The 26,359-nt window shown below is 47.6% G+C and carries 31 protein-coding genes; 23 read left to right on the top strand and 8 right to left on the bottom strand.

From position 1 onward, the window contains the following. Positions 1-170 precede the first annotated feature (170 nt). The 5 genes from ICN24_RS06400 to cysM all read left to right on the top strand — a co-directional run bounded on the left by ICN24_RS06400 (position 171) and on the right by cysM (position 3,616). A complete protein-coding gene (locus ICN24_RS06400) occupies positions 171-608 on the top strand; it encodes a hypothetical protein (protein WP_216222273.1) in 438 nt (145 codons plus the stop codon). Next, a complete protein-coding gene (locus ICN24_RS06405; protein ID WP_216222274.1) occupies positions 608-1,372 on the top strand; it encodes a hypothetical protein in 765 nt (254 codons plus the stop codon). Before ICN24_RS06400 ends, ICN24_RS06405 begins: the two co-directional genes overlap by 1 nt. Continuing rightward, positions 1,362-2,105 (top strand): alpha/beta hydrolase, encoded by a 744-nt coding sequence (locus ICN24_RS06410; RefSeq protein WP_216222275.1) that lies wholly within the window; start codon positions 1,362-1,364, stop codon positions 2,103-2,105. The genes ICN24_RS06405 and ICN24_RS06410 overlap by 11 nt, the downstream gene beginning before the upstream one ends. Before the next feature lie 132 nt (positions 2,106-2,237). Further along, complete coding sequence (locus ICN24_RS06415; protein WP_216222277.1) at positions 2,238-2,663, top strand: helix-hairpin-helix domain-containing protein; 426 nt, start codon at positions 2,238-2,240, stop codon at positions 2,661-2,663. A 41-nt stretch (positions 2,664-2,704) separates the two neighbouring features. After that, the gene (cysM, locus tag ICN24_RS06420) at positions 2,705-3,616 is read left to right on the top strand and encodes a cysteine synthase CysM (RefSeq protein WP_216222279.1); all 912 of its coding nucleotides are present in this window, start codon (positions 2,705-2,707) and stop codon (positions 3,614-3,616) included. Positions 3,617-3,632: 16 nt separating this feature from the next. On the opposite strand, the gene ICN24_RS06425 is transcribed toward cysM, so the two are convergent. Further along, positions 3,633-4,895, bottom strand: a complete 1,263-nt coding sequence (locus ICN24_RS06425) for a lytic transglycosylase domain-containing protein (RefSeq protein WP_216222281.1) — start codon at positions 4,893-4,895, stop codon at positions 3,633-3,635. Between the two features lie 84 nt (positions 4,896-4,979). Between ICN24_RS06425 and ICN24_RS06430 the strand changes: the two genes are divergently transcribed. From ICN24_RS06430 to ICN24_RS06450, 5 genes are all read left to right on the top strand, one after another. Next, positions 4,980-5,900: a histone deacetylase family protein gene (locus tag ICN24_RS06430; protein WP_216222282.1), complete on the top strand. Its 921-nt coding sequence runs from the start codon at positions 4,980-4,982 to the stop codon at positions 5,898-5,900. Positions 5,901-5,934: 34 nt separating this feature from the next. Further along, complete coding sequence (locus tag ICN24_RS06435; protein ID WP_216222283.1) at positions 5,935-7,587, top strand: acyl-CoA synthetase; 1,653 nt, start codon at positions 5,935-5,937, stop codon at positions 7,585-7,587. 85 nt (positions 7,588-7,672) lie between these two features. Then, the gene (locus tag ICN24_RS06440) at positions 7,673-8,422 is read left to right on the top strand and encodes an electron transfer flavoprotein subunit beta/FixA family protein (RefSeq protein ID WP_216222284.1); all 750 of its coding nucleotides are present in this window, start codon (positions 7,673-7,675) and stop codon (positions 8,420-8,422) included. Continuing rightward, complete coding sequence (locus ICN24_RS06445; protein WP_216222285.1) at positions 8,423-9,358, top strand: electron transfer flavoprotein subunit alpha/FixB family protein; 936 nt, start codon at positions 8,423-8,425, stop codon at positions 9,356-9,358. A 54-nt stretch (positions 9,359-9,412) separates the two neighbouring features. Next, entirely contained in the window at positions 9,413-11,200 is a 1,788-nt protein-coding gene (locus ICN24_RS06450; protein WP_216222286.1) for an acyl-CoA dehydrogenase, read from the top strand. Positions 11,201-11,260: 60 nt separating this feature from the next. On the opposite strand, the gene ICN24_RS06455 is transcribed toward ICN24_RS06450, so the two are convergent. Both ICN24_RS06455 and ICN24_RS06460 read right to left on the bottom strand, forming a co-directional pair. Then, on the bottom strand, positions 11,261-11,707 hold the full coding sequence (locus tag ICN24_RS06455; RefSeq protein ID WP_216222288.1) for a hypothetical protein: 447 nt from the start codon (positions 11,705-11,707) through the stop codon (positions 11,261-11,263). Positions 11,708-11,732: 25 nt separating this feature from the next. Beyond that, a complete protein-coding gene (locus ICN24_RS06460; RefSeq protein WP_216222290.1) occupies positions 11,733-12,263 on the bottom strand; it encodes an META domain-containing protein in 531 nt (176 codons plus the stop codon). A 224-nt stretch (positions 12,264-12,487) separates the two neighbouring features. Between ICN24_RS06460 and rpsP the strand changes: the two genes are divergently transcribed. The 6 genes from rpsP to ICN24_RS06490 all read left to right on the top strand — a co-directional run bounded on the left by rpsP (position 12,488) and on the right by ICN24_RS06490 (position 16,452). Continuing rightward, positions 12,488-12,733, top strand: coding sequence for a 30S ribosomal protein S16 (gene rpsP / locus ICN24_RS06465; RefSeq protein WP_128112547.1), 246 nt, complete (start codon positions 12,488-12,490; stop codon positions 12,731-12,733). Between the two features lie 92 nt (positions 12,734-12,825). Further along, on the top strand, positions 12,826-13,392 hold the full coding sequence (gene rimM / locus ICN24_RS06470) for a ribosome maturation factor RimM (protein ID WP_216222291.1): 567 nt from the start codon (positions 12,826-12,828) through the stop codon (positions 13,390-13,392). 30 nt (positions 13,393-13,422) lie between these two features. Next, positions 13,423-14,169 (top strand): tRNA (guanosine(37)-N1)-methyltransferase TrmD, encoded by a 747-nt coding sequence (gene trmD / locus ICN24_RS06475; protein ID WP_216222293.1) that lies wholly within the window; start codon positions 13,423-13,425, stop codon positions 14,167-14,169. Between the two features lie 127 nt (positions 14,170-14,296). Further along, positions 14,297-14,692, top strand: a complete 396-nt coding sequence (gene rplS, locus ICN24_RS06480) for a 50S ribosomal protein L19 (RefSeq protein WP_216222295.1) — start codon at positions 14,297-14,299, stop codon at positions 14,690-14,692. Positions 14,693-14,758: 66 nt separating this feature from the next. Further along, positions 14,759-15,496, top strand: a complete 738-nt coding sequence (locus ICN24_RS06485; protein WP_216222297.1) for a CoA pyrophosphatase — start codon at positions 14,759-14,761, stop codon at positions 15,494-15,496. After that, complete coding sequence (locus ICN24_RS06490; protein ID WP_216222298.1) at positions 15,493-16,452, top strand: CobD/CbiB family protein; 960 nt, start codon at positions 15,493-15,495, stop codon at positions 16,450-16,452. Before ICN24_RS06485 ends, ICN24_RS06490 begins: the two co-directional genes overlap by 4 nt. On the opposite strand, the gene rsgA is transcribed toward ICN24_RS06490, so the two are convergent. Together rsgA and ICN24_RS06500 are read right to left on the bottom strand one after the other, a co-directional pair. Beyond that, positions 16,397-17,410 carry a ribosome small subunit-dependent GTPase A gene (gene rsgA / locus ICN24_RS06495; RefSeq protein WP_216222299.1) on the bottom strand — a complete coding sequence of 338 codons (1,014 nt, stop codon included), beginning with the start codon at positions 17,408-17,410 and terminating at the stop codon, positions 16,397-16,399. The two genes, ICN24_RS06490 and rsgA, sit on opposite strands and share 56 nt — an antisense overlap. Positions 17,411-17,432: 22 nt before the next feature. Beyond that, positions 17,433-18,683 carry a M48 family metallopeptidase gene (locus tag ICN24_RS06500; RefSeq protein WP_216222300.1) on the bottom strand — a complete coding sequence of 417 codons (1,251 nt, stop codon included), beginning with the start codon at positions 18,681-18,683 and terminating at the stop codon, positions 17,433-17,435. Positions 18,684-18,698: 15 nt separating this feature from the next. Between ICN24_RS06500 and orn the strand changes: the two genes are divergently transcribed. After that, positions 18,699-19,286, top strand: coding sequence for an oligoribonuclease (gene orn / locus ICN24_RS06505; protein ID WP_216222301.1), 588 nt, complete (start codon positions 18,699-18,701; stop codon positions 19,284-19,286). A 58-nt stretch (positions 19,287-19,344) separates the two neighbouring features. Here orn and mog read toward each other — a convergent pair whose 3' ends face one another. After that, complete coding sequence (gene mog, locus ICN24_RS06510; protein ID WP_216222302.1) at positions 19,345-19,968, bottom strand: molybdopterin adenylyltransferase; 624 nt, start codon at positions 19,966-19,968, stop codon at positions 19,345-19,347. A 71-nt stretch (positions 19,969-20,039) separates the two neighbouring features. Between mog and pmbA the strand changes: the two genes are divergently transcribed. The 4 genes from pmbA to ICN24_RS06530 all read left to right on the top strand — a co-directional run bounded on the left by pmbA (position 20,040) and on the right by ICN24_RS06530 (position 24,656). Further along, positions 20,040-21,341, top strand: coding sequence for a metalloprotease PmbA (gene pmbA, locus ICN24_RS06515; protein WP_370623118.1), 1,302 nt, complete (start codon positions 20,040-20,042; stop codon positions 21,339-21,341). Between the two features lie 31 nt (positions 21,342-21,372). Then, complete coding sequence (locus tag ICN24_RS06520; protein ID WP_216222305.1) at positions 21,373-22,455, top strand: TRAP transporter substrate-binding protein; 1,083 nt, start codon at positions 21,373-21,375, stop codon at positions 22,453-22,455. Between the two features lie 128 nt (positions 22,456-22,583). Next, on the top strand, positions 22,584-23,861 hold the full coding sequence (locus ICN24_RS06525) for a divalent metal cation transporter (RefSeq protein ID WP_216222307.1): 1,278 nt from the start codon (positions 22,584-22,586) through the stop codon (positions 23,859-23,861). A gap of 9 nt (positions 23,862-23,870) precedes the next feature. Continuing rightward, positions 23,871-24,656, top strand: coding sequence for a sulfite exporter TauE/SafE family protein (locus ICN24_RS06530; protein ID WP_216222309.1), 786 nt, complete (start codon positions 23,871-23,873; stop codon positions 24,654-24,656). 6 nt (positions 24,657-24,662) lie between these two features. On the opposite strand, the gene ICN24_RS06535 is transcribed toward ICN24_RS06530, so the two are convergent. Beyond that, positions 24,663-25,331, bottom strand: a complete 669-nt coding sequence (locus tag ICN24_RS06535; protein WP_216222311.1) for an alpha/beta hydrolase — start codon at positions 25,329-25,331, stop codon at positions 24,663-24,665. A gap of 171 nt (positions 25,332-25,502) precedes the next feature. Between ICN24_RS06535 and ICN24_RS06540 the strand changes: the two genes are divergently transcribed. Further along, complete coding sequence (locus tag ICN24_RS06540) at positions 25,503-25,730, top strand: hypothetical protein (protein ID WP_216222313.1); 228 nt, start codon at positions 25,503-25,505, stop codon at positions 25,728-25,730. Then, positions 25,730-26,107, top strand: a complete 378-nt coding sequence (locus tag ICN24_RS06545; protein WP_216222315.1) for a hypothetical protein — start codon at positions 25,730-25,732, stop codon at positions 26,105-26,107. Before ICN24_RS06540 ends, ICN24_RS06545 begins: the two co-directional genes overlap by 1 nt. On the opposite strand, the gene ICN24_RS06550 is transcribed toward ICN24_RS06545, so the two are convergent. Continuing rightward, positions 26,104-26,322, bottom strand: coding sequence for a hypothetical protein (locus ICN24_RS06550; protein ID WP_216222317.1), 219 nt, complete (start codon positions 26,320-26,322; stop codon positions 26,104-26,106). The two genes, ICN24_RS06545 and ICN24_RS06550, sit on opposite strands and share 4 nt — an antisense overlap. Positions 26,323-26,359: the final 37 nt, after the last annotated feature.

The following is a 26,359-nucleotide window of genomic DNA, read 5'->3' on the forward strand; positions in this document are numbered from 1 at the left end:
AGCCGAATTACTCCGCCAAGCGATGCTCAACCAGATTGATCAAGGCGGTATGAGTGAGGGCGGGAGTATGAAATACGCCTATGCTCACCCCTTGTTCTGGGCTCCCTTCGTGGTTGTAGGGGATTGATTTAAGATCTATAACAATTGCTATTGATTACTTTGAGGGTTTTATGAAATTTATTCACTTCACGCTGGCTGCTGCCTTAGTTGCAATGACGCAAATGGCCTGCGCCGCTTCTTTAATTAGCGCAAAGGAAGCTGCATTGCCTCCAGCCTCTGGTGCATTAGCTACTCGCGGGATTTCTCGTGGGCCAGCTATCAAGCTTGCATCTCCAGAAGCGGATACTCCTGTAACTGCACCATTTGACTTTAAAGTCAGCTTTGAGCCGCGCGGTGATGCCAAGATTGATCCAAGCTCTGTCAAAGTGGTTTATATGAAATCCCCGTTCGTTGATTTGACACCGCGTTTGAAGAATGCCATTTCAGCAAATGGCATCGACTTTGCAAAAGCGGATGTTCCTCCGGGCACCCACACTATTCGTGTTTCAGTAAAAGACTCCGATGGCCGTGAAACTAATTCTGTATTGAACTTGGTAGTCAATAAATAATGAATTGTCCGTACTGCCTATCAGAGGTTTCTGAAGATGCCTACGTCTGCAAAACCTGCAGTCGTGATTTGTATTTGTTTAAGCCACTGATGGCAAAAGTAGCCGATCTAGAACAGCAAATTGCTCAGATACCCAATACCCAAGCCTATCAACTCAGAATTGAAGAGCTTGAGCTCTTGTTGGATGAGCAACAGCGCAAGCAAGTTAGGAGATCTGTTGGAAATTGGGTATCGGATATTCTGCTCTATCTGATCGTGCCACTGATTTTGCTATTGTTGGCGCATTGGTTGATTGCGGTTGTGTACGACACGAAGATGCTATATCTGCGGATAATTTCCATGGTTTTGCCGCTCCCATTTGCTTATGCATTATTTAAAGGGCATGCTCACAAATTGCTACCATGGTTCGTGGGCGTTGTTGTTCTGGCAATTGCTTCGGTCATTGGTATGAGTTGGATTACGAGTTTGGTTGATCACTCTCCTGTCTGGCCACAAAATCTCTTTGAGTGGAAAGAGGTGTTGGAATACTCAGCCAGCATCGCCTTTAGTTTCTTGACGGGCATGCTTTTAGGTGGTGTTGCCTACGCGAGTAAGCAGAGACGTCGTAAGGCGGCACTCTTGCAAACCCTTTCTGCGGGTAGTGCTTCGCTACAAAATATCCACGGACTGATGAAGTCGCTGCAGGAATATGGTGGTACCGTTGTAGCCCTGGGTACAACAGCAGTTTCCATTTATACCGGCTTAAAGGGCATCATTGGTAGCTAGGGTCTTACTCGCAATTGTCTTAAGCCATCTTGCCCTGAATGCATATGGGCAAGTATTTGATGTCCCGCATCAGTCTGATGCGCCCACAAGAACATTGTTGATGCCGGTCTCACAGCCAAAGGCAGTGGTCTTATTGTTCCCTGGTGGCGGCGGCATGTTGCGACTAAAGAAGGATGGCTCCACTAAAAGTCGACACACATTTGTGCGCTCCGCCAATCTTTGGGCTCAATACCGAATTGAAGCCGTTTTAGTGGACACACCCTATGATTTGGGCGATCTAAAGCGTGGCGATCGTCGCAATCAGCAAGATCATTTGGACCGGGTAGCTGAGGTTATTCGGTATTACAAAAGAAAAACCGATTTACCCGTTTGGATCTTTGGCCACAGCATGGGTACATCGACTGTTAGCAACTACGCAAATCAATTAAGTCCACAGTCAAAACAGTTAACTGGAATCATCATTGCAGGGACAATTAAAACAGCCTCGCTTGATGACAGTGTGGTGTTACCAGCATTAGCCATTCACCATGTCCAGGATGCTTGTCTTGGCTCCCTGTCGGAAAACTCTGCTCGCATTATCAATGGCAGACCTAAAAGCCTTACATCTCGACTAGAAATGATTGATGGTGGCATCACTGAAGGCAATGTTTGCGATTCCTTTGCATATCACGGCTTTAATCAAACTGAGCCAGAATTGATTCAGCGCGCTGCGCAGTTTATTCTGAGTCAATAACTTAGTGCGCTATCAGCAACTGCTGATTTGCTTGTACGACCAAAAATAGAGTCAACCCCACGCCTTTTTATTCGTTAAGAACGATCCACGTCCGTTTGGTGCGTGGATTTTTTATTGACCAATGGAGAAGAAATGACAAGAAATATTCAAAGGGGTATTCAGGGATTCGTGAGGACTGGCTTGACGACAGCAGTGATTGCATTGGCATCTTTAGGAATTGCAAATGCTGCGCCGATTAACGTCAATACAGCAACCCAAACCGAATTGGAAAGCATTAAGGGGATTGGGCCCGCAAAAGCGAAAACCATTATTGCGGAGCGATTAGATGGTGGTCATTTTCAGGATGCCAATGATCTACAGAAAAGGGTTCGTGGCATTGGAGTGCGATCGGTTGAAAAGATGGTGGATAACGGTTTAACCATTGAGGCTCCCAGCTCCTTTCGCGAGCCCAATGGCCGGACTAAAAAGGAGGGAGGGGCGACTAGCAGACGCCCTTCACGTCATCAAGCTAGTACTCGCAATCAGCAAGAGCCTGCGGCATCACGCCGCCGAAATTAAACCCTTTCGGGTCTAGGCTTGCTTGTGGCTAAAATGAAGCCATGAGTAAACCCGCTTATCTGACGATTTCACAAACTGTTGGCAATACACCTTTGGTGCGTTTGCAACGTATTCCTGGTTTAGAGAATGAGAATCGGAATAATGTCATCCTCGGTAAGCTTGAAGGAAACAATCCAGCGGGGTCGGTGAAAGACCGGCCTGCGCTGTCGATGATCATGCGCGCCCAAGAGCGCGGAGAAATTAAACCTGGCGACACCCTGATTGAAGCAACGAGCGGTAATACCGGCATTGCTTTGGCAATGACTGCAGCAATGCTCGGTTACAAAATGATTCTCGTCATGCCGGAGAGTCAAAGCATTGAACGCCGTCAAAGTATGGCGGCTTATGGGGCTGAATTAATTTTGACGGCTGCTTCGGGCGGGATGGAGTTTGCAAGGGATTACGCTTTGCAGCTTCAGCGTGAAGGCCGCGGCAGATTGTTGGATCAATTTGCAAATCCAGATAATCCAAGAGCCCATATCGAAACTACTGGTCCTGAAATCTGGCGAGATACCGATGGGCAAATTACCCATTTTGTTTCTGCGATGGGTACTACCGGAACGATTACCGGTGTATCAACCTACCTTAAGTCCATGAATCCCAATATTCAGATTATTGGCGCTCAGCCGGAAGAGGGTTCGCAAATTCCAGGTATTCGTAAGTGGGCACCAGAATACTTGCCTAAGATTTATGAAGGTGATCGAGTTGATCGCATTGAATATGTCACTCAAGCCGATGCTGAGGATATGGCGCGTCGTTTGGCTGCAGAGGAGGGTATCTTCTGCGGCATTTCTGCCGGTGGCGCTTTGGTGGTTGCCTTGCGCATAGCGCGTCAAGTCGAAAATGCAACGATTGTATTTATTGTCTGCGATCGCGGCGATCGCTACTTATCTACGGGTGTGTTTCCTGCTTAACTAGCGCGCACCCCCATTAGTTGGGCTTAGATTTTTTCTTGGCGCTAGATTTTTTAGCGCTTTTTATTTTTGATTTATCTAGGCTATCTTTAGCGCTTGAAGGTTTAGTCGTTGCATCCACTGGCACAGCGCTTTGATTCTTGTAGCCTAGCGCCTCAGCAAACTCTCCCACGCTTTGGGCATAAAAATAACTGCGGTTATATTGCACAATAGTCAGAAAATTATTTAAGCCAACAAAGTACTGTGCTTGATCAAGTCCATCCTTATCAGGGTAGGGCAGATCGATGATGAGAGCCTTGCTCTGAGGCTCTACACCACCACGCTGCAAATCGCCTTGTTGAGGGACCAAGATACCCTTTTCAATGAGCTCTGCAACCGTGTATTTCAGTTGAGGCTCTCCGTCAGCCAGTTGTTTAGCAGTGGCGATCGCATTTTCTTGAACAGGGAAGTAGATTGGCATGCCCGCTTGCCAGCCATGCATTTTCATAAAGTTGGCTACGCTGGCAATGGCATCCTTCGGGCTTTGTTTTAAATCGATGCGTCCATCCCCGTCACCGTCAACCGCAAAGCTACGGATGCTGCTCGGCATAAATTGGGGCAAACCAATTGCGCCTGCATAAGAACTATTTTGGTTGAGGCAGGTATTGAATCTTGCGGGATTCATGCCCTGGGTATTGTTCTTGGCAGGTAGTTTGCCTCCAGCTTCAGTCCAGCACATCAAAATCAATTCTTGGAGCTGGTCCTTAAAAAGTTGCTCGCGAGCAGCCTTATTTGGCGTATCTGGATAGCTAAAGGCCAGGGTAGACAGGACATCTTTGACTCGAAAATTCCCGGTTTGGCGACCGTAAATAGTCTCGATACCAATGATCGCCACAATCACAGCTGCTGGAACCCCGGTTTCTTGCTCGGTTTGGGCTAAAAAGACCTGATTTTCATCCCAAAATGTGCGTCCAGCCTTCAGGCGGACTGGCTCAACAAAGCGTTTGCGGTAAACCAGCCAGTTTTTCTTAAAGGTGCCGGATGGGGGTAATACCAATTTGCGGATGGAGGGAATCGTTTTAGCATCGAGAAAGCCCGTTTCTAGGGCTGGAAGCGGTATTTCTTGAGTCTGGGAGACCTGACTTAATAAGGCATTCAGATTTTGGCTATAGCGCGCCTCTATGGCTGCATCGTCCGCTTGGTTTACGATGGTCTGCTGGGGATTCGCCTGCTGTGTCGGGCTGCTTGTACAAGCGCCTAAGCTTAGGGCTAGCAGTAGGTAGGAGGCACGAAAGTGCATGCGCAGGGATTTAGGTGGTAGGTAATTAGGCACGTTTAATTAGACTATAAAAAATATTAGTTTTGCTATTGAGGATTTCAGCGAATGACAACAGGATACATAACTCATCCGGATTTTCTAAAACACGAGATGGGAAGTCATCATCCAGAGTGTCCCGAACGCATTCAGGCAATTAATGACCAGATGATCCGAAGCGGTGTCGATCGCTTTTTGCATCATCTAGACGCCCCATTGGCGAGCGAAGATCAGTTGGAGTTAGTGCATAGCCCAGATCATATTGCGTTTGTCAAAGAACAGGCCCCTCAATCTGGTTATGCCATGCTCGATGGTGACACCATCATGAATCCCCATACTTGGCAGGCAGCATTGCGTGCTGCCGGCGCTGCAATTGCTGGGGTCGATGCGGTCATGAAGGGTGAGGTAGAAAATGTGTTTTGTGCAGTAAGGCCTCCCGGTCACCACGCTGAGCCAACTCGCTCTATGGGTTTTTGTTTGTTTGATAACGTTGCCATTGCTGCGCGTTATGCCATGGAGGCCTATGGGATTGAGCGCGTTGCCATCATTGATTTTGATGTGCACCACGGCAATGGCACTGAGGCAGCATTCTTTAATGATCCCAATGTCTTAATGTGCAGCTTCTTCCAACACCCCTTTTATCCCTACAGCGGGCTTGATCACGCCAATAATATGGTGAACGTGCCCTTGCCAGCCGCTACTCGCGGTGATGTTGTGCGCTCAATTGTGGAAGAAAAGTGGCTACCAGCACTACGCAATTTTGAGCCACAACTCATCATTATTTCTGCTGGGTTTGATGCCCACCGCGAAGATGATTTGGGCCAAATGGGTTTGGTTGAAGATGATTATGTGTGGATTACCAAGCGCTTAAAAGAGATCGCCCATCAATTTGCAGATAACCGCATTGTGAGCTGCTTAGAGGGTGGCTATAACCTTTCCGCTTTAGGTCGTAGCGTAGTTGCCCATGTCAAAGCATTGGCAGATATTTAAAGATTCAAAGTAAAACTGTTATTGAAAGTAAAAGATGGCAAATATTTATGAACAAGGTTTAGATCGCAATCCTGCTAACTACACTCCAATTACGCCTCTGTTGTTTTTAGAGCGTTCGGCAGAAATCTATCCCAATAAAGTTGCGGTTATTCATGGGAAGTTGCGCCAGACCTGGGCTCAGACCTATGAGCGTTGCCGTCGTTTGGCAAGCGCCCTGCAAAAGCATGGCATTGGCCTAGGCGATACGGTTGCTGTCATGCTGCCAAATACACCCCCAATGGTTGAGGCGCACTTTGGTATTCCGATGGCAGGCGCGGTGTTAAATGCCTTAAATACCCGCCTTGATCCTGAGTCGATTGCTTTCATGCTCAATCATGGTGAAGCGAAAGTCGTGATTGTTGACCCAGAGTTTTCCGGGGTGATGAAAAAAGCGCTCGAGATTGCACGAAAAGAATCTGGCCGTGAGTTTTTAGTCATCGACGTCGAAGAAAAAGAGTACGACGTTCCTGGTGAAAAGTTAGGGAAGCTCACTTATGAGCAACTCTTGGCAGAAGGTAATCCAACCTTTGCTTGGCAAGTTCCTGCCGATGAGTGGCAGGCTATTTGCTTGAACTACACCTCAGGCACCACCGGTAATCCTAAAGGGGTTGTATATCACCATCGTGGCGCAGCGATTAATGCTGTTTCTAATGTGCTCGATTGGGATATCAATAAACATCCTGTGTATCTATGGACTTTGCCAATGTTTCACTGCAATGGCTGGTGCTTCCCTTGGACAATTGCCGCTCGTGCCGGTATCAATGTCTGCTTGCGCCGTGTGGATGCGCAACATATTTTTGCCGCCATTAAAGAGCATGGTGTTACGCACTACTGTGCTGCGCCGATTGTGCACAACTTATTAGTAAACGCACCAGATGAGCTGAAGGTTGGCGTTCCTGCGGGCGTCAAAGGGCTGATTGCTGGTGCCGCACCTCCTGCCTCCATTATTGAAGGTATGGAGAAGTTGGGCTTTGATTTAACTCACGTCTATGGCTTGACTGAGGTCTATGGTCCTGCTGCAGTTTGCGTTAAGCAAGATGAGTGGAATGATTTAGACATTAGTGAGCGTGCGCGCCTCAATGCGCGCCAAGGTGTGCGTTATCACATGCAACAGGCGATCGCGGTACTCGATCCCGAAACAATGCAGCCTGTTCCAGCCGATGGTGAAACCATGGGCGAGATTATGTTTAAAGGCAATATTGCAATGAAGGGCTACCTCAAGAACGATAAGGCCACCAAAGAAGCTTTCGAAGGCGGCTGGTTCCATTCTGGGGATTTGGCGGTTATGAATCCCGATGGTTATGTGAAGATGAAGGATCGCAGTAAGGACATCATTATTTCTGGTGGAGAAAATATTTCCTCGGTTGAAGTTGAGGATGTGCTCTATCGTCACCCAGCGGTGATTGCTGCTGCAGTAGTGGCCAAGCCGGATTCAAAGTGGGGCGAGACCCCGTGCGCATTCCTGGAAATCAAGCCTGGCATGGATGTCACGCCAGCCGACATCATCGCCCACTGTAAACAGCATCTGGCTGGCTTTAAGGTGCCTCGTGCAATCGTGTTTTGCGATCTACCAAAGACCTCAACAGGGAAGATTCAAAAATTTGAGCTGCGCAAGCAAGCAGGCTCGGCCACCGCTATTGATGTCTAGGTCAGTAGCGAGGGCGGTAAAATGAGGATTGCCCAAGTTTTTGAACGAATTTTGTATTAGTAGAAATGAAGGATTGTGAATTCAGATGAAGATCTTAGTTGCGGTAAAACGGGTGGTGGATTACAACGTCAAAGTGCGCGTGAAATCGGATAATTCTGGCGTCGATATTGCGAACGTCAAAATGAGTATGAATCCTTTTGATGAGATTGCCGTTGAAGAAGCGGTGCGCCTCAAGGAAGCTGGTGTAGCGACTGAAGTAGTCGTAGTCAGCGCTGGAGTCACGCAATGCCAAGAAACTTTACGTACTGCCTTGGCGATTGGTGCAGACCGCGCCATCCTAGTCGAGACCGATGCTGAGTTACAGCCATTATCCGTAGCAAAGATTCTCAAAGCGCTCTCTGAAAAAGAGCAAGCGCAAATCATCATCCTTGGTAAACAAGCAATTGATGACGATAGCAATCAGACTGGTCAAATGTTGGCTAGCCTCTTGGATATTCCACAGGCAACCTTTGCCTCTAAACTTGCGATCGCTGATGGCAAAGCAACAGTAACGCGTGAAGTCGATGGTGGTCTAGAGACTATTGCTCTCACATTGCCAGCTGTCATTACAACGGATTTGCGTTTGAATGAGCCACGCTATGTCACCTTGCCAAACATCATGAAGGCCAAGAAGAAAGTCATTGATATTGTCAAACCTGAAGATTTGGGTGTGGATATTGCCCCGCGCCTGAAGACGATTAAGGTGGAGGAGCCGCCTAAGCGCAGCGCTGGCGTGATGGTTGCTGATGTAGCAGCCCTTGTTGAAAAACTCAAAAATGAAGCGAAGGTGATTTAAATGGCCGCTCTTGTAATTGCTGAACACGATAATCAATCTTTAAAGGCTGCTACCTTGAATGCGGTGGCTGCTGCTCTGCAGTGCTCACCAGAGGTCGATATTTTGGTTGCTGGCAACGCATCGGATGCTGCTGCACAAGCGGCTTCCCAAATCGCTGGCGTACGCAAAGTGATTCAAATAGATGCAGCTAATTTGGCTGATCAATTGGCTGAGCCTTTGGCGGCTCAGATCCTTTCGTTGGCCAATGGTTACACCCATATCCTAGCTCCTGCTACTGCCTCTGGTAAGAATGTCTTGCCACGCGTTGCTGCCAAATTGGATGTAGCGCAGTTATCAGACATCACCAAGGTAGTGAGCGTAGATACTTTTGAGCGCCCCATCTATGCGGGCAATGCGATTGCTACAGTGCAAAGCTCAGACCCTGTCAAAGTGATCACAGTGCGTACTACCGGTTTTGATCCAGTAGCCGCGACTGGCGGATCTGCTGCCGTTGAAAAAGCTGTAGCTGCCCAGAGCGCAGACAAATCGACGTTTGTAGGTCGTGAGCTTACTAAATCGGATCGTCCTGAATTGACTGCTGCCAAGATTATTGTCTCTGGTGGTCGCGGTTTGGGTTCGGGCGAAAAGTATCAAGAGCTTGTAGTGCCATTGGCTGATAAGTTGGGTGCCGCTTTAGGGGCTTCCCGTGCCGCGGTGGATGCGGGCTACGTACCGAATGACTACCAAGTGGGGCAGACCGGCAAGATTGTTGCTCCACAGCTGTATGTGGCGGTCGGCATTTCTGGTGCGATTCAGCATTTGGCCGGTATGAAGGACTCCAAAGTGATCGTTGCGATTAATAAGGATCCAGAGGCCCCAATCTTCGGGGTGGCTGACTATGGTTTAGTTGCTGATTTATTCACCGCTGTACCTGAGTTAACAAAGGCGCTCTCTTAATTTGAGCGCTTTTTAAATCAATGCTGTATTCAATTTGAATTTAGAGGAGTTGTAATGCCATACGTTGCCCCTGTGAAAGACATGTTGTTTGCTATGAATGAATTAGCGGGGCTGGCTGATGTGGTGGCGTATCCATCCTATGCTGAGGCAGGTGCAGATATCGATTTGGCTCCAGCAATTTTGGAGGAGTCGGCTAAATTCAATCAAGATGTCGTGGCGCCACTCAATTGGCCTGGCGATCAAAAGCCAAGTTCACTAAAAGATGGGGTTGTCACTACTTCACCTGGATTTAAAGAGGCTTTTGAACAATTTGCTGCTGCAGGTTGGCAGGGCGTAATCCACCCCGCGGAATTTGGTGGTCAAGGCTTACCAAAACTCATTGCAACAGCGTGTTTTGAGATGGTTCACTCTGCAAGTCTTTCATTTGCTTTATGCCCAATGCTGACAGATGGTGCGATTGAGGCTTTACTTACTGCTGCAAGCCCAGAGCTACAAGAGCAATTTGTGCCAAACATGATTTCTGGCGAATGGACTGGCTCAATGTGTTTGACTGAGCCTCAAGCCGGTTCCGATTTATCGATGGTGCGCTCTAAAGCAGTTCCTGAAGGTGATGGCACCTACAAAATATTTGGTACAAAGATCTATATCACCTATGGTGAGCACGATATGGCAAAAAATATTGTGCATTTAGTATTGGCTAGAACGCCTGACGCACCTGAGGGTGTGAAAGGTATCTCTTTATTTGTGGTGCCAAAGTTCTTAGTGAATGCCGATGGCTCATTGGGCGAGCGCAATGATGTGCATTGCGTTTCTATTGAACATAAATTAGGTATCAAGGCGAGCCCAACCGCGGTGTTGCAATTTGGTGATCATGGTGGCGCCATAGGCTATCTGGTTGGCGAAGAGAATCGCGGGCTGGAGTATATGTTTGTCATGATGAATGCAGCCCGTTTTGCAGTCGGTATGCAAGGTATTGCGGTAGCAGAGCGCGCTTATCAAAAAGCAGTCCAGTACGCAAAAGACCGTGTACAAAGCCGTGACTTGGCGGGCTCCGCTGGGCCAGTTGCCATTATTCATCAACCGGATGTCAAGCGCATGCTGATGACCATGCGTGCTTATGTGGAAGCTTCGCGTGCCTTAGCGTATTACGCAGCGGCTGCCTATGATGCGCAGCATGCTGCGCCAGATGAGTCAGTGCGCAAAGCCAATCAAGCGATTTATGAGTTCTTGGTGCCGATTGTCAAAGGCTTCTCGACTGAGATGTCAATTGAAGTGGCGAGCTTAGGCGTACAAGTCCATGGCGGTATGGGTTTTATCGAAGAGACGGGCGCTGCACAGCACTATCGTGATGCCCGTATTTTGACCATCTATGAGGGCACAACCGCGATCCAGGCAAATGATTTGGTTGGCAGAAAAACAGTACGTGATGGTGGGGCAACTGCAAAAGTGCTTTCTCAAAAAATTGCCGATGTGGAAAAAGAGTTGGCCGCTAGCGGAAGTGCAGATGCCAAAGCAGTACTCAAGCAATTGAGCACTGGACGCGCCGCTTTTGATCAAGCGGTTGCATATATTTTGGCCAATGCCAAAACGGATGTGAAAGCAGTGTATGCAGGTAGCTTTGCATATTTGCGATTATCTGGGTTGGTTTTGGGCGGTTGGCAAATGGCCCGTGGTTTATTGGCTGCAGAACGCTTGCGTGATAGCGATCCGACTTTCTACAATACCAAGATCGCAACTGCTCGCTTTTTTGCCGAGAATCTCTTGCCACAAGCACAAGCTTTAGCAACTTCGATTGTTGAAGGCGGTCATTCCACAAATGCTTTAGAAGTGGAATGCTTCTAAGTTAAGCAATAAAAAAACCGCTCAGCAAGCGGTTTATGGATTTCATCTTGAAAGCTGCAGTTACTGGGATAGCTTTCTGGCTTCATAGAGCTGAGAAATAAAGAATTGCTCAAACGCGATAGCCAAAAATGTCATCAATACTCCAGCACCTAGTACTAGAGAAAAAATAACGGTGAGGACTACTAGCCAGCCGGATTTGGTTTGATCTTGCTCGGCAATGCCGGGATTAAATTGTGCGTCCCACTTTTCATCAGGACGAAGTCCGAAGGTGATGGTAGTTAACCAACTCGCTTCAAGGGCAATAAACCCAAAGGTCAGCAAGACCCAGCCTGGGGCAGAATGAAAATGGGCTTCTATAAGCAAGCCCCAGCCAATGATGCCGCCAATGAGCGCAACCAGTTGTGTCCATCCCCAGAAAGATTTAATGCCCTGTAAATAAAAACAATTTAAGCCGCTAGCAGGGAAAAATAATCCGAGTGCGCAAAAAATCAGTTTGGAATTTTTCATGGGTCTTCAGTAATTGGTGATGGATTTATGGATTGTTAATCGGGCGTTGACTAAAGCTCAAGACTTCACGATCTGTACCGATCATGAGTAGTTGGTCGCCATTGCGCACAATGCTACGGTAATCATTGAGCTCATATAAAAAATCGTTTTCTAATTCCATGCGCTGTGGTGTGCACGCCATTTTGGTGCTCGCAATGCGTTTGAGGCTAAAGCCCCTTGCATCTTCATCTAGTTCAGCAGTAAAGCGATTGCAACCTGTTGAGCCACTGATTCTCTGGCCACTGGCATCAAAGGTGATTTGAATGGGGTTGCTTGCTTCACCTTGAGGGATTTGGCGGGCACGAACCTCACCTTTATTGTTGGGGGCTAAATTCCAGCGGGTGAGTTCCCATTTGGTATTGCGTAGTTCGCTGCTAGGAGGGCTAATTTTGGCTCCACAGGGCGGAATAACGTTGGCGCAGGCACCTAAAAGGCCTAGGCTTGCGCAAGAAAAGGCGAGTAAAGACCGTTTCAGACTGCCTGTAGGAGTTGTAAATGGGGGTGTTTTACTCGGCATATTTTTATAAGTCACTGTTTTATATGAACTTTTTATATTCTGTAGCGTTCTATTCTACTGGCTTGACTGCTGAAATAGGTGGAAGAAGTAGGGGTTTTCGTCTAGAATATGAGGTTTTCCGCTTTACCGTACGTTTAGTTGGTGAACCGGAGCCCAAGATTTTTAGTAGAAATTTCATTGGGTTGTAATCAACCTGTTTTCATTTTAGATTTTAAGGAATAAGTATGGTCGTCATTCGACTGGCACGCGGCGGTTCTAAGAAGCGCCCTTTTTACAGCATCGTTGCTACTGATAAGCGCAACCGTCGCGACTCGAACTTTATCGAGCGTATTGGTTACTTCAATCCACAAGCAGCTGCATCTGAGCAAGCAATGCGCATTGCTCAAGATCGTTTGACTTACTGGACTGGCGTTGGTGCACAAGTATCTCCAACAGTGGTTCGTTTAATCAAGAACAATCCAGCTGTCTAATATTCTGTGGCTAAAGACTTCATCGATTCGATGGAGTCTTTTCTCATGAATTTATTGGTAGTTCTATTTTGGGAAGATAAGGTGACTTGCAAATGAGTGTGCCTTCCCTAAATGATTTGATTGAGCTTGGCGCTATTTCTGAAGCGCAAGGTTTGCAAGGCCAAGTGAAGGTAAGACCTCACTCTCCAGAGCCTGTTGCATTGCTCTCTTCTAAAACAGTTTGGCTATCTTTAATCCCTCGTCGGGACGCGGGTGTTTCTGCGTCTACTGAGCAGGCTTCTTTGACGCAATACAAAGTCAAGAGCGCCAAAATGCACAGCGGTAATGTGGTGGTAGCACTCGAGGGCGTGAATGATCGTGATCAAGCGCTTGCCCTAAAAGGTGCGCGCATCCTGGTTGCTCGTGATGCCTTTCCAAAGGCCGATGATGATTCCTATTACTGGGTGGATCTGATTGGATGTCATGCAGTCAATTTGCAAGACGAGTCTTTGGGTGAGGTCTTAGACGTCACGGAAAATGGTGCACATGGTGTAATTGCAATTGGTGATGCCACCAGCAAAAATATTCAATACTTAGTTCCATTTGTAAAAGAAGTAGTGCGAGACGTAGACTTGCTTAAAAAAACAATTACGCTAGATTGGCAGTCTGACTGGCAGTAAAACTCGTAGAGTCAATTGAAGAAATAACCCATGCGCTTTGATGTCGTAACCCTCTTCCCAGGAATGTTTTCTGCTTTAACGCAATGGGGTATCACTGGTCGTGCGTGCGAACAATCCCTTGCTAGCGTTCATCTTTGGAACCCACGCGATTTTTGTTCTGATCCACGCAAAACGGTAGATGATCGCGCTTATGGTGGCGGCCCTGGAATGGTAATGATGGCCAAACCTTTGGAAGACACTTTGGTGGGTATGAAAGCTGCTCACCAGGCCGGTGGGATTAAAACAGGCCCGGTTTGCTTGTTAGCGCCTCAGGGTGAGCGGTTTTCTCAAAAAATTGCCGGGGACATCCTCAATTACGGCAATTTCAGCTTTATTTGCGGTCGATACGAGGCTGTAGACCAGCGTTTTATTGACCGAAACGTCGATTTACAGCTTTCTATTGGCGATTTTGTGCTTTCTGGGGGTGAAATACCCGCTATGGCGATCATGGATTCAGTCATCCGTTTGATCCCTGGAGCCCTGGGAGACGGTCAATCGGCTACCCAGGATAGCTTTATGAATGGCCTTTTGGACTATCCGCACTACACTCGGCCCGAAATTTATGAAAATTTATCAGTTCCAGACGTGCTTTTAGGCGGACATCACGCTAAAATAGCGGATTGGCGTCGGCAAAAGTCTTTGGAGCTGACGTTCAGGTTAAGGCCGGATTTAATTGAATCGGCTAGAGCCAATGGGTTGCTAACCCGAGAAGATGAACAATTTCTTCGCTCGCTGTGAACATTCTCAGTAGTGATTTAAAAGTTTGGTTTTTTGGTTTAGTGAAATTGTTTTAACTGCATCCTCTATTAGGTCCGTTGCTACATGTCACGGGATGAAACGCTAATACGATGTTTAAGGATTAGAAATGAATTTAATTGCAAAAATTGAGCAAGAAGAAATTGCTCGCTTAAGTGCTAACAAAACTTTACCAAGCTTCGCGCCTGGTGACACAGTAATCGTTAGCGTGAACGTAGTTGAAGGTACGCGTAAGCGTACCCAGGCCTTTGAAGGCGTTGTGATTGCTAAACGTAATCGCGGACTCAATTCCAGCTTTATCGTGCGTAAGATTTCTTCTGGTGAAGGCGTTGAGCGTACTTTCCAAACATACTCACCATTGATCGCTAGCGTTGAAGTGAAACGTCGTGGTGATGTACGTCGCGCGAAGTTGTACTACTTGCGTGATCGTTCTGGTAAGTCAGCACGTATTAAAGAAAAGCTCCAAGCACGCGTTAAACCAACAGCTGTTGCTGCTGCTGAATAATTGCTGCTTTGAAGCAAACAAAAAAGGCGGCCTCGGTCGCCTTTTTTGTTGCCTTAGAATATGACTATGTCTAAAACCTCAATACCTGAAGAAGACGCAATCAATGTTGCTGCGCCCCCAGGTTTTAATGCGGAAGCGATTCCGGTTCACGAGGTGTGTGTCAACGATCAAAAAGTATCCCCTGCATTACTCGATCCTGCAGCCCTAAAGGCGCGTCTGCAATTCCAACCTGAATGGCAGCCAGAAATCACCGATGAAAACCGTCATGTCATTGCAGCCGATATCATTGCTCGTCGTCAGGCCGCAGGAAAAGTGACTAAGGCGGCAGTATTGATACCTTTGTTATTAAAAGAGGGGGGTCTCTCAGTACTACTGACTCAAAGAACCAATCATTTGCGTGACCATGCTGGTCAGATTAGCTTTCCAGGCGGCAGGATGGATCCTGAGGATCGCAGTCCAAATGAAACCGCGTTGCGGGAGAGTTGGGAGGAGATCGGCTTGGATCCTGAGCGGGTCGAGATCATCGGCCATCTTCCACAATATTTAACAGTTTCTGGCTATAGCGTCACCCCCGTAGTAGGATTGGTTAAGCCTCAGGCAGAATATGTCTTAGATGCATTTGAAGTAGCGGATGTTTTTGAGGTACCGCTCGACTTTTTGCTCAATCCAGCTAATCATCAGGTGAGATTGTGGCAAAGTGAGCAGGGCGGACGTCGTTTTTATTCTATGCCTTATGAGAACCGCTTTATTTGGGGTGCTACTGCGGGAATGTTACGTAACCTTTATCATTTATTAAAAGTATGACTTTCTTTTCTATTCTCTTCGCCCTCATTGCTGAGCAATATCGCCCAGTGACTGCCAGCCATTGGATTGTGCGCACTTGTAATCGTTGGTTAGATTGGGTTGCTGCAGAGTTTGGCGGTAAATCTGAAGGCGGTGCTAGCCCTGTTGGTGCGCGGATGGCCTGTTTAGTTGCCTTCGTTCTCCCAACCTTCTTAGTGTTTATTGTGTACGTCACCTGTATGGTGACCTATCCTATTTTGGGCTTTCTTTGGAATGTATTGATTGCCTATCTATTTTTTGGTTTCCGTCAGTTCAGTCATTCCTTTACTTTGGTGCATGAAGCGATTGAAGCGCATGACTTACCAGCAGCTCGTGCTGCCTTGGGTGAGTGGTATGGACCTGAATTGGATACCACCAATCTCTCTGAAACTGAAGTCATCTCATTAGCGCTCGAGCGTGCCATTATTGGTTCGCACCGCCATGTCTTTGGCGTGTTGTTTTGGTTCATGATGCCAATGGGTCCTGCTGGTGTTGTGCTCTATCGCTTGGCCGATACTGCTGCACAGCGTTGGTCAGAGCGTGGCGACTTTAACCTGAGCGAATCCGCTCGCCATTTCTTTTACGTACTCGATTGGATTCCAGCGCGCATCACTGCAATGGGCTTTGCGATCGTCGGTAATTTTGAAGGCGCGGTATACGGTTGGCGCTATCTAACCCAAAAATGGGGCGACTCTCTATCAGGCGTGATTTTGGCTGCAGGTAGTGGCGCGTTAGGTGTACGCCTTGGTGAGCCATTGAGCGAGCCTGATAGCGATGAGGCCTTGCGTATGGCAGAAGCTGGCGAACCCTTGGTGTACGAGGTAGGTCTTGAGCCTACTGAACGCACTATGCGCTCTGCAGTAGGCTTAGTCTGGCGTTTGGTTATCGCTTGGATGGCTTTGTTGCTAATGCTGACCATCGCTCTTTGGCTTGGCTAATTCCCTGAATTTGCGTATCGGCAGTTTTTGAATCTGAACGTAGTTGTCTAAATAGCGCCAGTCTTTCTGGCGCTATTTCGTTTCTGTCTACTGCAGCCCGTACTGCGCAATCTGGTTCTGATTGGTGGGCGCAGTTATGAAAGCGGCACTTGCCATGTAGATCCTTGAATTCTCGAAAGGCATGTTGGAGTTCGCTCACCGACATGTGGGCTAGACCAAATTCTTGAAAGCCTGGAGAATCTATAAGGGCGCCCAGTTTTCCAGAGGCATCTCTGCCCCAAGCCTGGGGCAATTCAAAATATCGACACGCGGTTGTCGTGTGCTTACCAGTATCGAGGCGCACTGAGTACTCTTGTGTAAGCGCGGCAGCATTGGGCACCCACGCATTGAGCAGACTAGACTTACCCATGCCTGACTGGCCTACAAAGACCGATACCTTACCTTGCAGAATAGGGCGAAGGGCGTCAATAGAGGCAGGATCAAACTTGGCTGAAACCTCGCTGACGGAGTAGCCCATGCGAGCGTAAGGCTCAATGATTTTGCGCGCATGCTCGAGGTTATCCGGCAGGTCGCATTTATTGAGCAAGATATGAAGGCCAATTTGGTGAGCCTCTGCGGCAACCACCGCTCTACCTAATAAGTCGGGAGAGAAAGCAGGTTGCGTTGCCAGTACAACCAAAATTTGGTCAACATTAGAAGCAATGATTTTGCTTTTAAATGCATCGGAGCGATACAGAATATTGTCGCGGGGTTCAATCTTGATAATGCGCGCTTGATCTGCAGAAGTCATCTCTAGCAAGAGGCGATCACCAACTGCGCCTACATGTTGCTTTGCCGGAGTGCTTACTTGTATTAATGGACCGCTTGGAGATTCATGGCCAAAGGAATCGGAAACCAGTCTTTGCGCAAGATAGTGTCGCCCATAAGAAGCGGTGAGTAGCGCGTGGAACTGTTCCATATTGATTCAGTGGCTCAGTAAATTAGTGGGCACGCTGGAGGTTGGCGATACGCAAGGGTGCTGGCGGATGCGAACTATAAAAAGCGGTGTAAATCGGATCAGGCGTTAATGTCGACGCATTGTCTTGGTAGAGCTTCACGAGAGCAGAAATTAAGTCTTTGGCAGAGGACTTTTCTGCCGCAAAATTATCCGCTTCATATTCATGTTTGCGGGATGCCAAGCTGCCTAAGGGTGTGAAGAAAAAGCTAAATACTGGGGATACCAGCATAAAGAGAGTCAATGCCAGGCCACCGTTATAGCCATTGAGGTTAGGCATAACGCCTAGATCGGTATAGAACCAGACCTGAGTGCTAATCCACCCTAAAAGTGCAAGCATTGCGAAACTCAGGGCAAAAGAGACGAACAGGCGTTTACGAATATGGTTGCACTTAAAGTGGCCCAGCTCGTGAGCTAGTACTGCCTCCACTTCACCCGGATTGAGTTTCTCAATCAAGGTATCAAAAAATACAATTCTTTTTGCTTTACCCATACCCGCAAAAAATGCATTGCCATGAGCACTGCGCTTGCTGCCGTCCATAACAAATAAACCTTGGCTTGCAAAATCACAGCGGGCGAGCAGTGCTTCAATTTGCGTTTTGAGTGGCCCATCTTCTAAAGCTTGAAAGCGATTGAATAGTGGGGCAATAAACGTTGGGAAGATCCATTGCATCAATAGGCTAAATGCCGTTAAGACAAGCCAAGTCCAAAGCCACCAGAGGTTTCCGGCTTGAGCCATCAGAGACAGAATGACCCACAGCAGTGGCAGGCCGATCACTGCGCCGACAGCAAGCCCTTTAATTAAATCAACAAAATACAATTTCTTGCTCATGCGGTTAAAACCAAAGCGCTCTTCCACATAAAACTGCTTGTACCAAGAGAAGGGCAGATCAATCAGGCCGGAGATAATGGCGATGGAGGAGAGCAAGGCAATTTGCTGGGTGATGCCTTCACCCAGCCATTGCAAGAGAGCAATATTGAGGAGCTCTAGTCCACCTAGGAGGGTGAAGCCAATTAAAATAACCGCGCTGACACCGTTTTCTAAAATACCTAAGCGTAATTTGGCAATCGTGTAGTCAGCTGCTTTTTGATGTTCTGCTAGGCTTACCTTTTCGGCAAACTCCATGGGTACGCTAGCGCGATGCTCGGCAACATGCCGAATTTGACGTTGGGCAAGCCAGTGGCGTAGGCCAAAACTGGCAATAAAAGCAATTAAAAAAACAATTGTGAAGGTCATGAGATCATTATAGATATGAGCGAACAAATCAATACGGCAGCAGCAAAAGCGGCGCCAGCCAATGAGCATCTCATCTGGGTGGATATGGAGATGTCTGGTTTAAACCCAGAAACCGAGCGCATCCTAGAAATTGCCATCATTGTGACCGATGCACACCTGAATACGATTGCCACTGCGCCAGTATGGGTAGTGCACCAGGATGATGCTGTTTTGGATGCAATGGATGCCTGGAATAAGGGTACCCATGGCCGCTCGGGTTTGATAGATAAGGTCAAAGCATCCACCTTAGACGAAGCCACGGTAGAGGCGGAATGCATCGCTTTTTTAAAGAAATACATTAAAGCGGGTATTGCCCCCATGTGCGGCAATACGATTGGTCAAGATCGCCGCTTTATGGCCAAGTACATGCCAAAGCTCGAGGCCTACTTTCACTATCGCAATGTCGATGTATCCACTTTGAAAGAGCTCTGCAAACGCTGGCATCCGGAGTTGGTAAAAGGCTTCACGAAAAAGCAGGCACATACTGCTTTGGCAGATATTGAAGAATCTATTGAAGAGCTAAAGTATTACCGAGAAAAATTTATCGTACCGCTCCCGCAATAAATCAAAAGGTCCACCGAAGCGGACCTTTTTTATGAACGAATGTTGGTTAACACCCCACCTATTTTTTGATGGCGCTCTTGGGTCTGAATGCCTTAATGACTTCTTCATTGGTCTCAATATAAGGGCCGCCAATCAGGTCAATGCAGTAGGGCACGGCAGCAAAAATACCGGGCACCACTGATTTACCTTGCTCATCCTTTAAGCCTTCTAAAGTCTCAGCAATCGCCTTGGGTTGGCCGGGCAGGTTGATTACCAGCGCAGCATGACCTTCAATCTCTCTTAAAACGGCGGTTTGTCTGGACAAAATAGCAGTCGGCACAAACTTGAGACTAATTTGGCGCATTTGCTCGCCAAAGCCAGGCATTTCTCGTGTGCCCGCTTCGCGGGTGGCTTCCGGAGTGACATCTCTACGGGATGGGCCGGTTCCGCCGGTGGTAAGCACTAGGTCGCAACCAAATTCGTCTACAAGCTCAACAATGCTCTCGGTGATGACTTCAGACTCATCGGCGATGAGTCGCTCATGGAAGGTGCAGGGATTGGTAACGGCTTTAATGAGCCAGTTTTGTAGGGCAGGGATACCCTCATCTTGATAGATGCCCTTGCTGGCCCTGTCAGAGATTGAAATCAGGCCAATTTTGAGTTCGTTCGGAGTGCTCCGTTCCCAAGCTTCGGTATGCTTCATGTTTCTATTCTAGCTATTATTAGGGCATGTTTACATATTCATCTAGCCAGTTTCAAGAAATCATCGATTTCATGCTCAAAGAGGCCAAAAGACGGGGTGCCTCTGATGCGGTAGCGGAGGTCTCTGAGGGTCAGGGGCTTTCGGTTACAGTTCGCAAGGGGGAGGTCGAAACCATCGAGCAAAGCTTAGATAAGCAGGTGGGGGTGACGGTCTTTTTAGGTCACCATCGTGGCAATGCCAGTACCAGTGATTTTTCTAAAGCATCTTTGAAGGCGACGGTGGATGCTGCGTATCACATTGCTCAACATACCGCAGAAGATTCCTGTGCTGGTCCAGCAGAAGCAGAGTTGTTGGAAAAAAATCCCCGAGATCTAGATTTATTTCATCCTTGGAGTATTGATGCAGCGCAAGCTGTAGAGATTGCGCGCACAGCAGAGGGCGCTGCATTTTCAGTGAGTAAACAAATTCAAAATAGCGATGGTGCATCGGTTTCTGCGCATCATGCCCATTTCATGATGGGGACTTCTCATGGCTTTATGGGAGGCTATCCTTTTTCTCGCCACTATATTTCGTGCGCACCAATCGCCAGTAATGGCGGCAAGAATCCGCATATGCAAAGAGATGACTGGTACTCGAGCTCACGCATTCCAGAGGAGCTTGCAGATCCAGCCGCAATCGGTAAATACGCAGCAGAGCGTGCCTTATCTCGCTTAAAGGCAAGGTCACTGACAACGCGTCGTTGCCCTGTTATTTTTGAAGCGCCATTGGCTGCTGGCCTGGTGGGCGGATTGGTACAGGCAGTCTCAGGCGGCGCACTCTATCGCCGATCGAGCTTCCTGCTCGATAGCTTGGGAAAACAAGTATTACCCAAGCATGTCAGTCTGTTTGAAAACCCGCATCTCAAAGCAATGACCGGCAGTGCGCCGTTTGATGAAGAGGGTGTCCGCACTAGTGCGCGCACGGTAGTGGATAAAGGCATTTTGGAGGGCTACTTTCTTTCAACCTATTCAGCTCGCAAACTGGGTATGAAAACCACCGGCAATGCCGGCGGATCGCATCACCTGACTTTGCAAAGTAAGAAAACGCCGAAGGGCGGCTTGCCTGCTTTGCTAAAAGCAATGGGTACTGGTTTACTGGTGACGGAGTTAATGGGGCAGGGCGTGAATTACGTAACCGGTGATTATTCGCGCGGCGCATTTGGCTATTGGGTCGAAAACGGTGTGATTCAATATCCTGTTGAAGAGGTAACGATTGCAGGTAATCTGCGCGATATGCTGCTCGATATTGAGTTAATTGGTAGCGATGGCCTCATTCGCGGCACCAAAGAAACAGGCTCGATCTTGATTGGCTCAATGACAGTTGGTGGAAAATAATATTCATTCAAATAGCTATAGGGAGATGGCGATGCAAAGACGTTCATTTTTAAAGAAGGCAACGATTGGTGCGGGAGTGGCCGCAATTGGGGCGCCTGCCTTAGCCCAAAGTCTGCCAACGCTCAATTGGCGTTTGGTCTCTAGCTTTCCTAAGTCTTTGGATACTTTGTACGGCACCCCAGAAGTGTTTGCCAATGCCTTGCGTAAGGCTACTGACGGCAAATTCAATGTCAAGGTTTTTGCAGCCGGCGAGGTTGTGCCCGCGCTTCAGGTCCTCGATGCGGTACAAAACGGTACCGTTGAGTGTGGCCATACTGCTAGTTACTACTACCTGGGAAAAAATAGTGCCTTTATTTTTGATACAGCTGCTCCATTTGGTTTAACTGCCCGTCAGCAGTCTGCCTGGATGCTGCACGGTAATGGTATGAAGTTGATGCGTGAGCTCTATGCCAGCTACAACATTGTGAATTTCTTAGGTGGGCAAACTGGTACTCAGATGGGTGGTTGGTTTAGAAAAGAAATTAAATCGCCTGAAGACTTAAAGGGCTTGAAGTTCCGTATTGCAGGCTTTGCTGGCCAGGTCCTCGCCAAGCTGGGAGTGGTTCCACAGCAATTGCCTGCTGGTGAAATTTATTCTGCATTGGAAAAAGGCACGATTGATGCTGCAGAATTTGTGGGCCCATACGATGATGAAAAATTGGGCTTAGCTAAAGTAGCTAAAAACTATTACTACCCTGCTTTTTGGGAGGGCGCTGCCGGACTTTCTTTCTTGGTAAACAAAAAGCAGTGGGATTCATTGCCCCCAGCTTATCAAGCTGCCTGGGAGGCTGCATGCTTTGAAGCCCATACCGACATGTGCGCTAAGTATGATGCCTTGAACCCACCAGCACTACAACGCCTTTTGCAAAATGGTGCGGTGTTGCGCAAGTTCAATACTTCCATCATGGATGCTTGCTTTAAGGCAAGTCAAGAAACTTACGCAGAAGAGTCTGCCAAGAATCCCCAATTTAAGAAAATATTTGAAGACTATCGCGCCTTCCGAAATATGGAGGCACAATGGTTTGGCGTTGCAGAACAAGCATTTGCGCAATATAGCTTTGCAAAAAAACTGTGATTGGCTTGCCGATCTAGAAACAAGGGCTCTCACGAGCCCTTTTCTTTTGGTAAGTCTAGCTAAAGTAAGGCTGATCTAGCCTTTTCACACTACACTTAGCAGATGACTACAGCATTACCTTTCGAACTGTGACGCTTGCCACTATTTGGGCGCGCATTCAGAAGCACCCGCTATCTCGAGTCGGTCCTGGCTTAGTCACCGGCGTTGCGGATGATGATCCGAGTGGCATCGTGACATATTCTCAAGCCGGCGCGCAATTTGGCTTAAATATGTTGTGGACGATGCCGCTAGCTTATCCACTCATGTCAACGATTCAGGTTCTATGCGCTCGGATTGGCCGCGTTACCGGCAGAGGTTTGTCTGCAAATATGAAGCTGGCTTTTCACCCAATGGTATTGGTGAGTTTGGTATTACTTCTGTTGATTGCGAATGTGCTCAATATCGCTGCTGATATTGCCGCAATGGGTGAGGTAGCACAATTAATCACTGGTATTAATTGGCACATCATGACAGGTGTATTTGTGTTGCTCACATTAACACTGCAAATATTGATTCCCTATCGTCACTATGTATTCTTTTTAAAGTGGCTTTCCTTGTCTTTATTGGCATATGGGGCCGTCCTCTTTACCGTACACGTTCCTTGGGGTGAGGTGATCTGGAGCACCTTTATTCCAAGCTTCACATGGAATGCAGACTCTGCAGCGGTAGTAGTAGGAATCTTCGGCACCACCATTAGCCCCTATTTGTTTTTCTGGCAATCCTCTCAAGAGGTAGAGGACATGAATCTGCAGCATGAAAGTAATCTTCTCAATCAGCAGGATCAGAGCCAAGCTCGTGGTGAATTAAGAAGGATTCAGTGGGACACTTGGAGTGGCATGTTGTATTCCAACGTTGCTGCATATTGCATTATTTTGGCTACCGCAGTGACGCTGCATGCCGCTGGTATTCGGGACATTAATACGGCCGCAGAAGCTGCTTCTGCTCTAAGGCCGCTTGCTGGCGATTTTGCATTTCTCCTCTTTGCCTTGGGAATTTTAGGGGTTGGTCTGATGGGGGTTCCTGTGCTGGCCGGGTCAGCTGCCTATGCTTTATCTGAAGTCTTTGGCTGGCGATCTAGCCTTGAAGATAGCGCTAAACAAGCGAGCCAGTTTTACACCGTGATCGCAGTGAGTATTTTGGGTGCGCTGGCTATTCAGTACTCGCCCATCAGCCCAATGAAGGCCCTCTTTTGGAGTGCGGTGATCAATGGCATTGTGGCAGTGCCATTGATGGTGGCAATTATGATCTTGTCTTCTAGGCCGCAGGTGATGGGTAGGCATGTGGCGACCTTCAGCATGAAACTGTTGGGCTGGACAGCAACCGCTTTCATGGCGGTAGCAGCAATCTACTTATTTGTTACTTGGTAAGATAGCTTGATGTTCGATTCTTTCATCAGCCCATTAACGCAATCTTTTCAGGCACACTCATTTGCCTTTTTTATCTGTGCCATCTTGAGTGTATTAGTAGTGGGCATCTCTAAGAGCGGCTTTGGTGCTGGCTTAGGCATTCTGTCTCTTCCTTTGATGGCTAGCCAGTCAAGCATTAATGAGGCTTTGGCTATTTTGCTACCGCTCTTGATCGCAATCGATTTGGTTGGCTTGCGCCGCTTTATTCGCAATGCCAATTGGAGAATACTTAAATTGATTTTGCCGCCCGCCATGCTGGGCTTGCTGTTGGGAATGATTTTTTTCACCTCCATCACCCCGCAGGTCTTAACACTTTCGATCGGCATCTTCACCTTGCTCTTTTTGATTCAGAATTTGGCAACGGAATACTTTGATGCCAAGGAGGCAAAACCTTATCCTTGGCTAGGCAGAGCAATGGGTTTGACCTCTGGGTTTACTTCCTTTGTGGCGCATATTGGCGGGCCGCCAATTACCGTCTTTATGTTGCGCGAGAGACTATTGCCGATGGTCTATACCTCTACGTTAGGCGTCTTCTTTACCTTTGTTAATTTTGGAAAATTAGGGCCGTATGCGTATTTAAATTTATTGAATTTTGAGCAATTAGCGACATCAGCACTGCTGTTGCCCTGTGTTCCTATCGGCGTTTACTCAGGCTTTTACATGGCCAAGCGGATTTCGATGAAGTGGTACTACCGAATCGTTCGTTTCTTTTTATTGGTGGCCAGTGTAAAGCTGATCGCCGATGGGCTTTTATAAGCTCGACTACTGAGGCTGAATCAGGACTTCTTGTAAAAAGCGCGAGATATCCACTAGCTCTTCGCGATTGACTGAGTGCTCCATGGGATACTCATTCCACTCCACCTTATAAGCCATCTTTTCCAGCATGGCGTACGAGGCTTCAGCTCGTTCCGGAACTACAACGGTGTCATATAGGCCATGCGCCATAAAAATGGGCGTATCTTGATTTGCAGAATGCTTTTCAATGCCAAGAGATGCAGCGAGCGGTAGGTAGCCAGACAATGCCATGATGCCAGCGAGTCTATGTGGAAAGCGCAAGCCGATGTGGAGTGCCATTGCGCAACCTTGTGAAAATCCAGCCAAAACAATGCGGTCATATGCAACGCCACGTTGAGCTTCTTTTTCAATTAGCTCGATAATTGCGGCAGCAGAGCGTTTGATTCCAGCAGCGTCTTCTTGATCCATGAGATTGCGACCAATAATGTCGTACCAGGCTGGCATAACGTAGCCGCTATTAACAGTGACAGGCATGCTGGGTGCGCTGGGGAAAACAAAGCGAATACCTGGACATCCCGTGAGATTGAGCTCAGGAACAATGGGAACAAAATCGTTGCCATCGGCGCCAAGGCCATGTAACCAAATCACAGCAGCAGTGGGGTTGGGGGCGGTTTCGAGTTCAATACAGGGCAACATGATGGTTACTTATTCCAAGGAGATTTGAAGAATCATTATCAACGGATATAGACCGTATCGCTAGACCCGGTCGGCAAATAAGGCTCATCCGCACTTTCACTGAGGTATTTGTCCATGTACCAGGTGTAAGATGGTTTACAGGTATCCCGATTATTGCAATAGGAGGTCCTAGTGAAGCCATTCTATATAGACTATCCCCAAGAGAAAATCGAGGAGCATCAGCATGCTTATCGATGCGCGTATTGCAAGATTCCGACCACAATCATTTTTGGCTTACTTGAAAACCATGCTGAGAATTGTGACTATCGTGCCCGGCAAGGTAAATGGGTGCAATTAGGAGCAAAACTCAAACCGCAGCAAACTCATTTTGACGAACCCCATGCCGACGAGGTTGATTGATGAAAACATATCCTATAGCGCTCGAGTTAACCGTTTGGTTTGATTTGGGTTTAAGTCAATACGAAGTCGTAGTGAATGAAGCTTCTAAAATTTCGATCAAGCGCACGGACGATGTATTGCATACGCGTGAGCTCTCAGCTGCAGAGGTGGATAGTTTGCTAGCGGCAATTGAAGCGGTGAGGGTGCCGATTGCACAAGAGCTGCCAGCAAATCCTGAAAATAAGGCCTCCTCAAGTTACGAGCTCATTATTGAGTCAGCCCATTTTTCTTTAGAATTTAATTGGGAAAACTTAGACGTTGAGGCGAATAGGTCAAATGCGTTTGAGTCCGTTACGAAGCTCGCGAGCCTAGTGCAAAGTCTGGACCTAGATCACTAAGCTTCAACCACAATAAAGTCGCCTTGCGATATTTTTTCTCTGAACTGAGAAAACGAAAACAGGGCTTTAATCTTTTTGGTATTTACCACTTCAATCTTGCCTTCGGGCGTGAGGTTGGCAAGATATTCACCTTCCGGAAACAGAGCTGCCGGGATAGTCTCGGTGTTGTGAATCTGGGCGCTGAGCACAAGGCTTTTGGTAATTTTTATACGCATGAGCCATCATAGATTCCAAAAATTAGCAGTAATTGTC

Source organism: Polynucleobacter sp. UK-Kesae-W10, assembly GCF_018881575.1.
Lineage (GTDB): Bacteria > Pseudomonadota > Gammaproteobacteria > Burkholderiales > Burkholderiaceae > Polynucleobacter.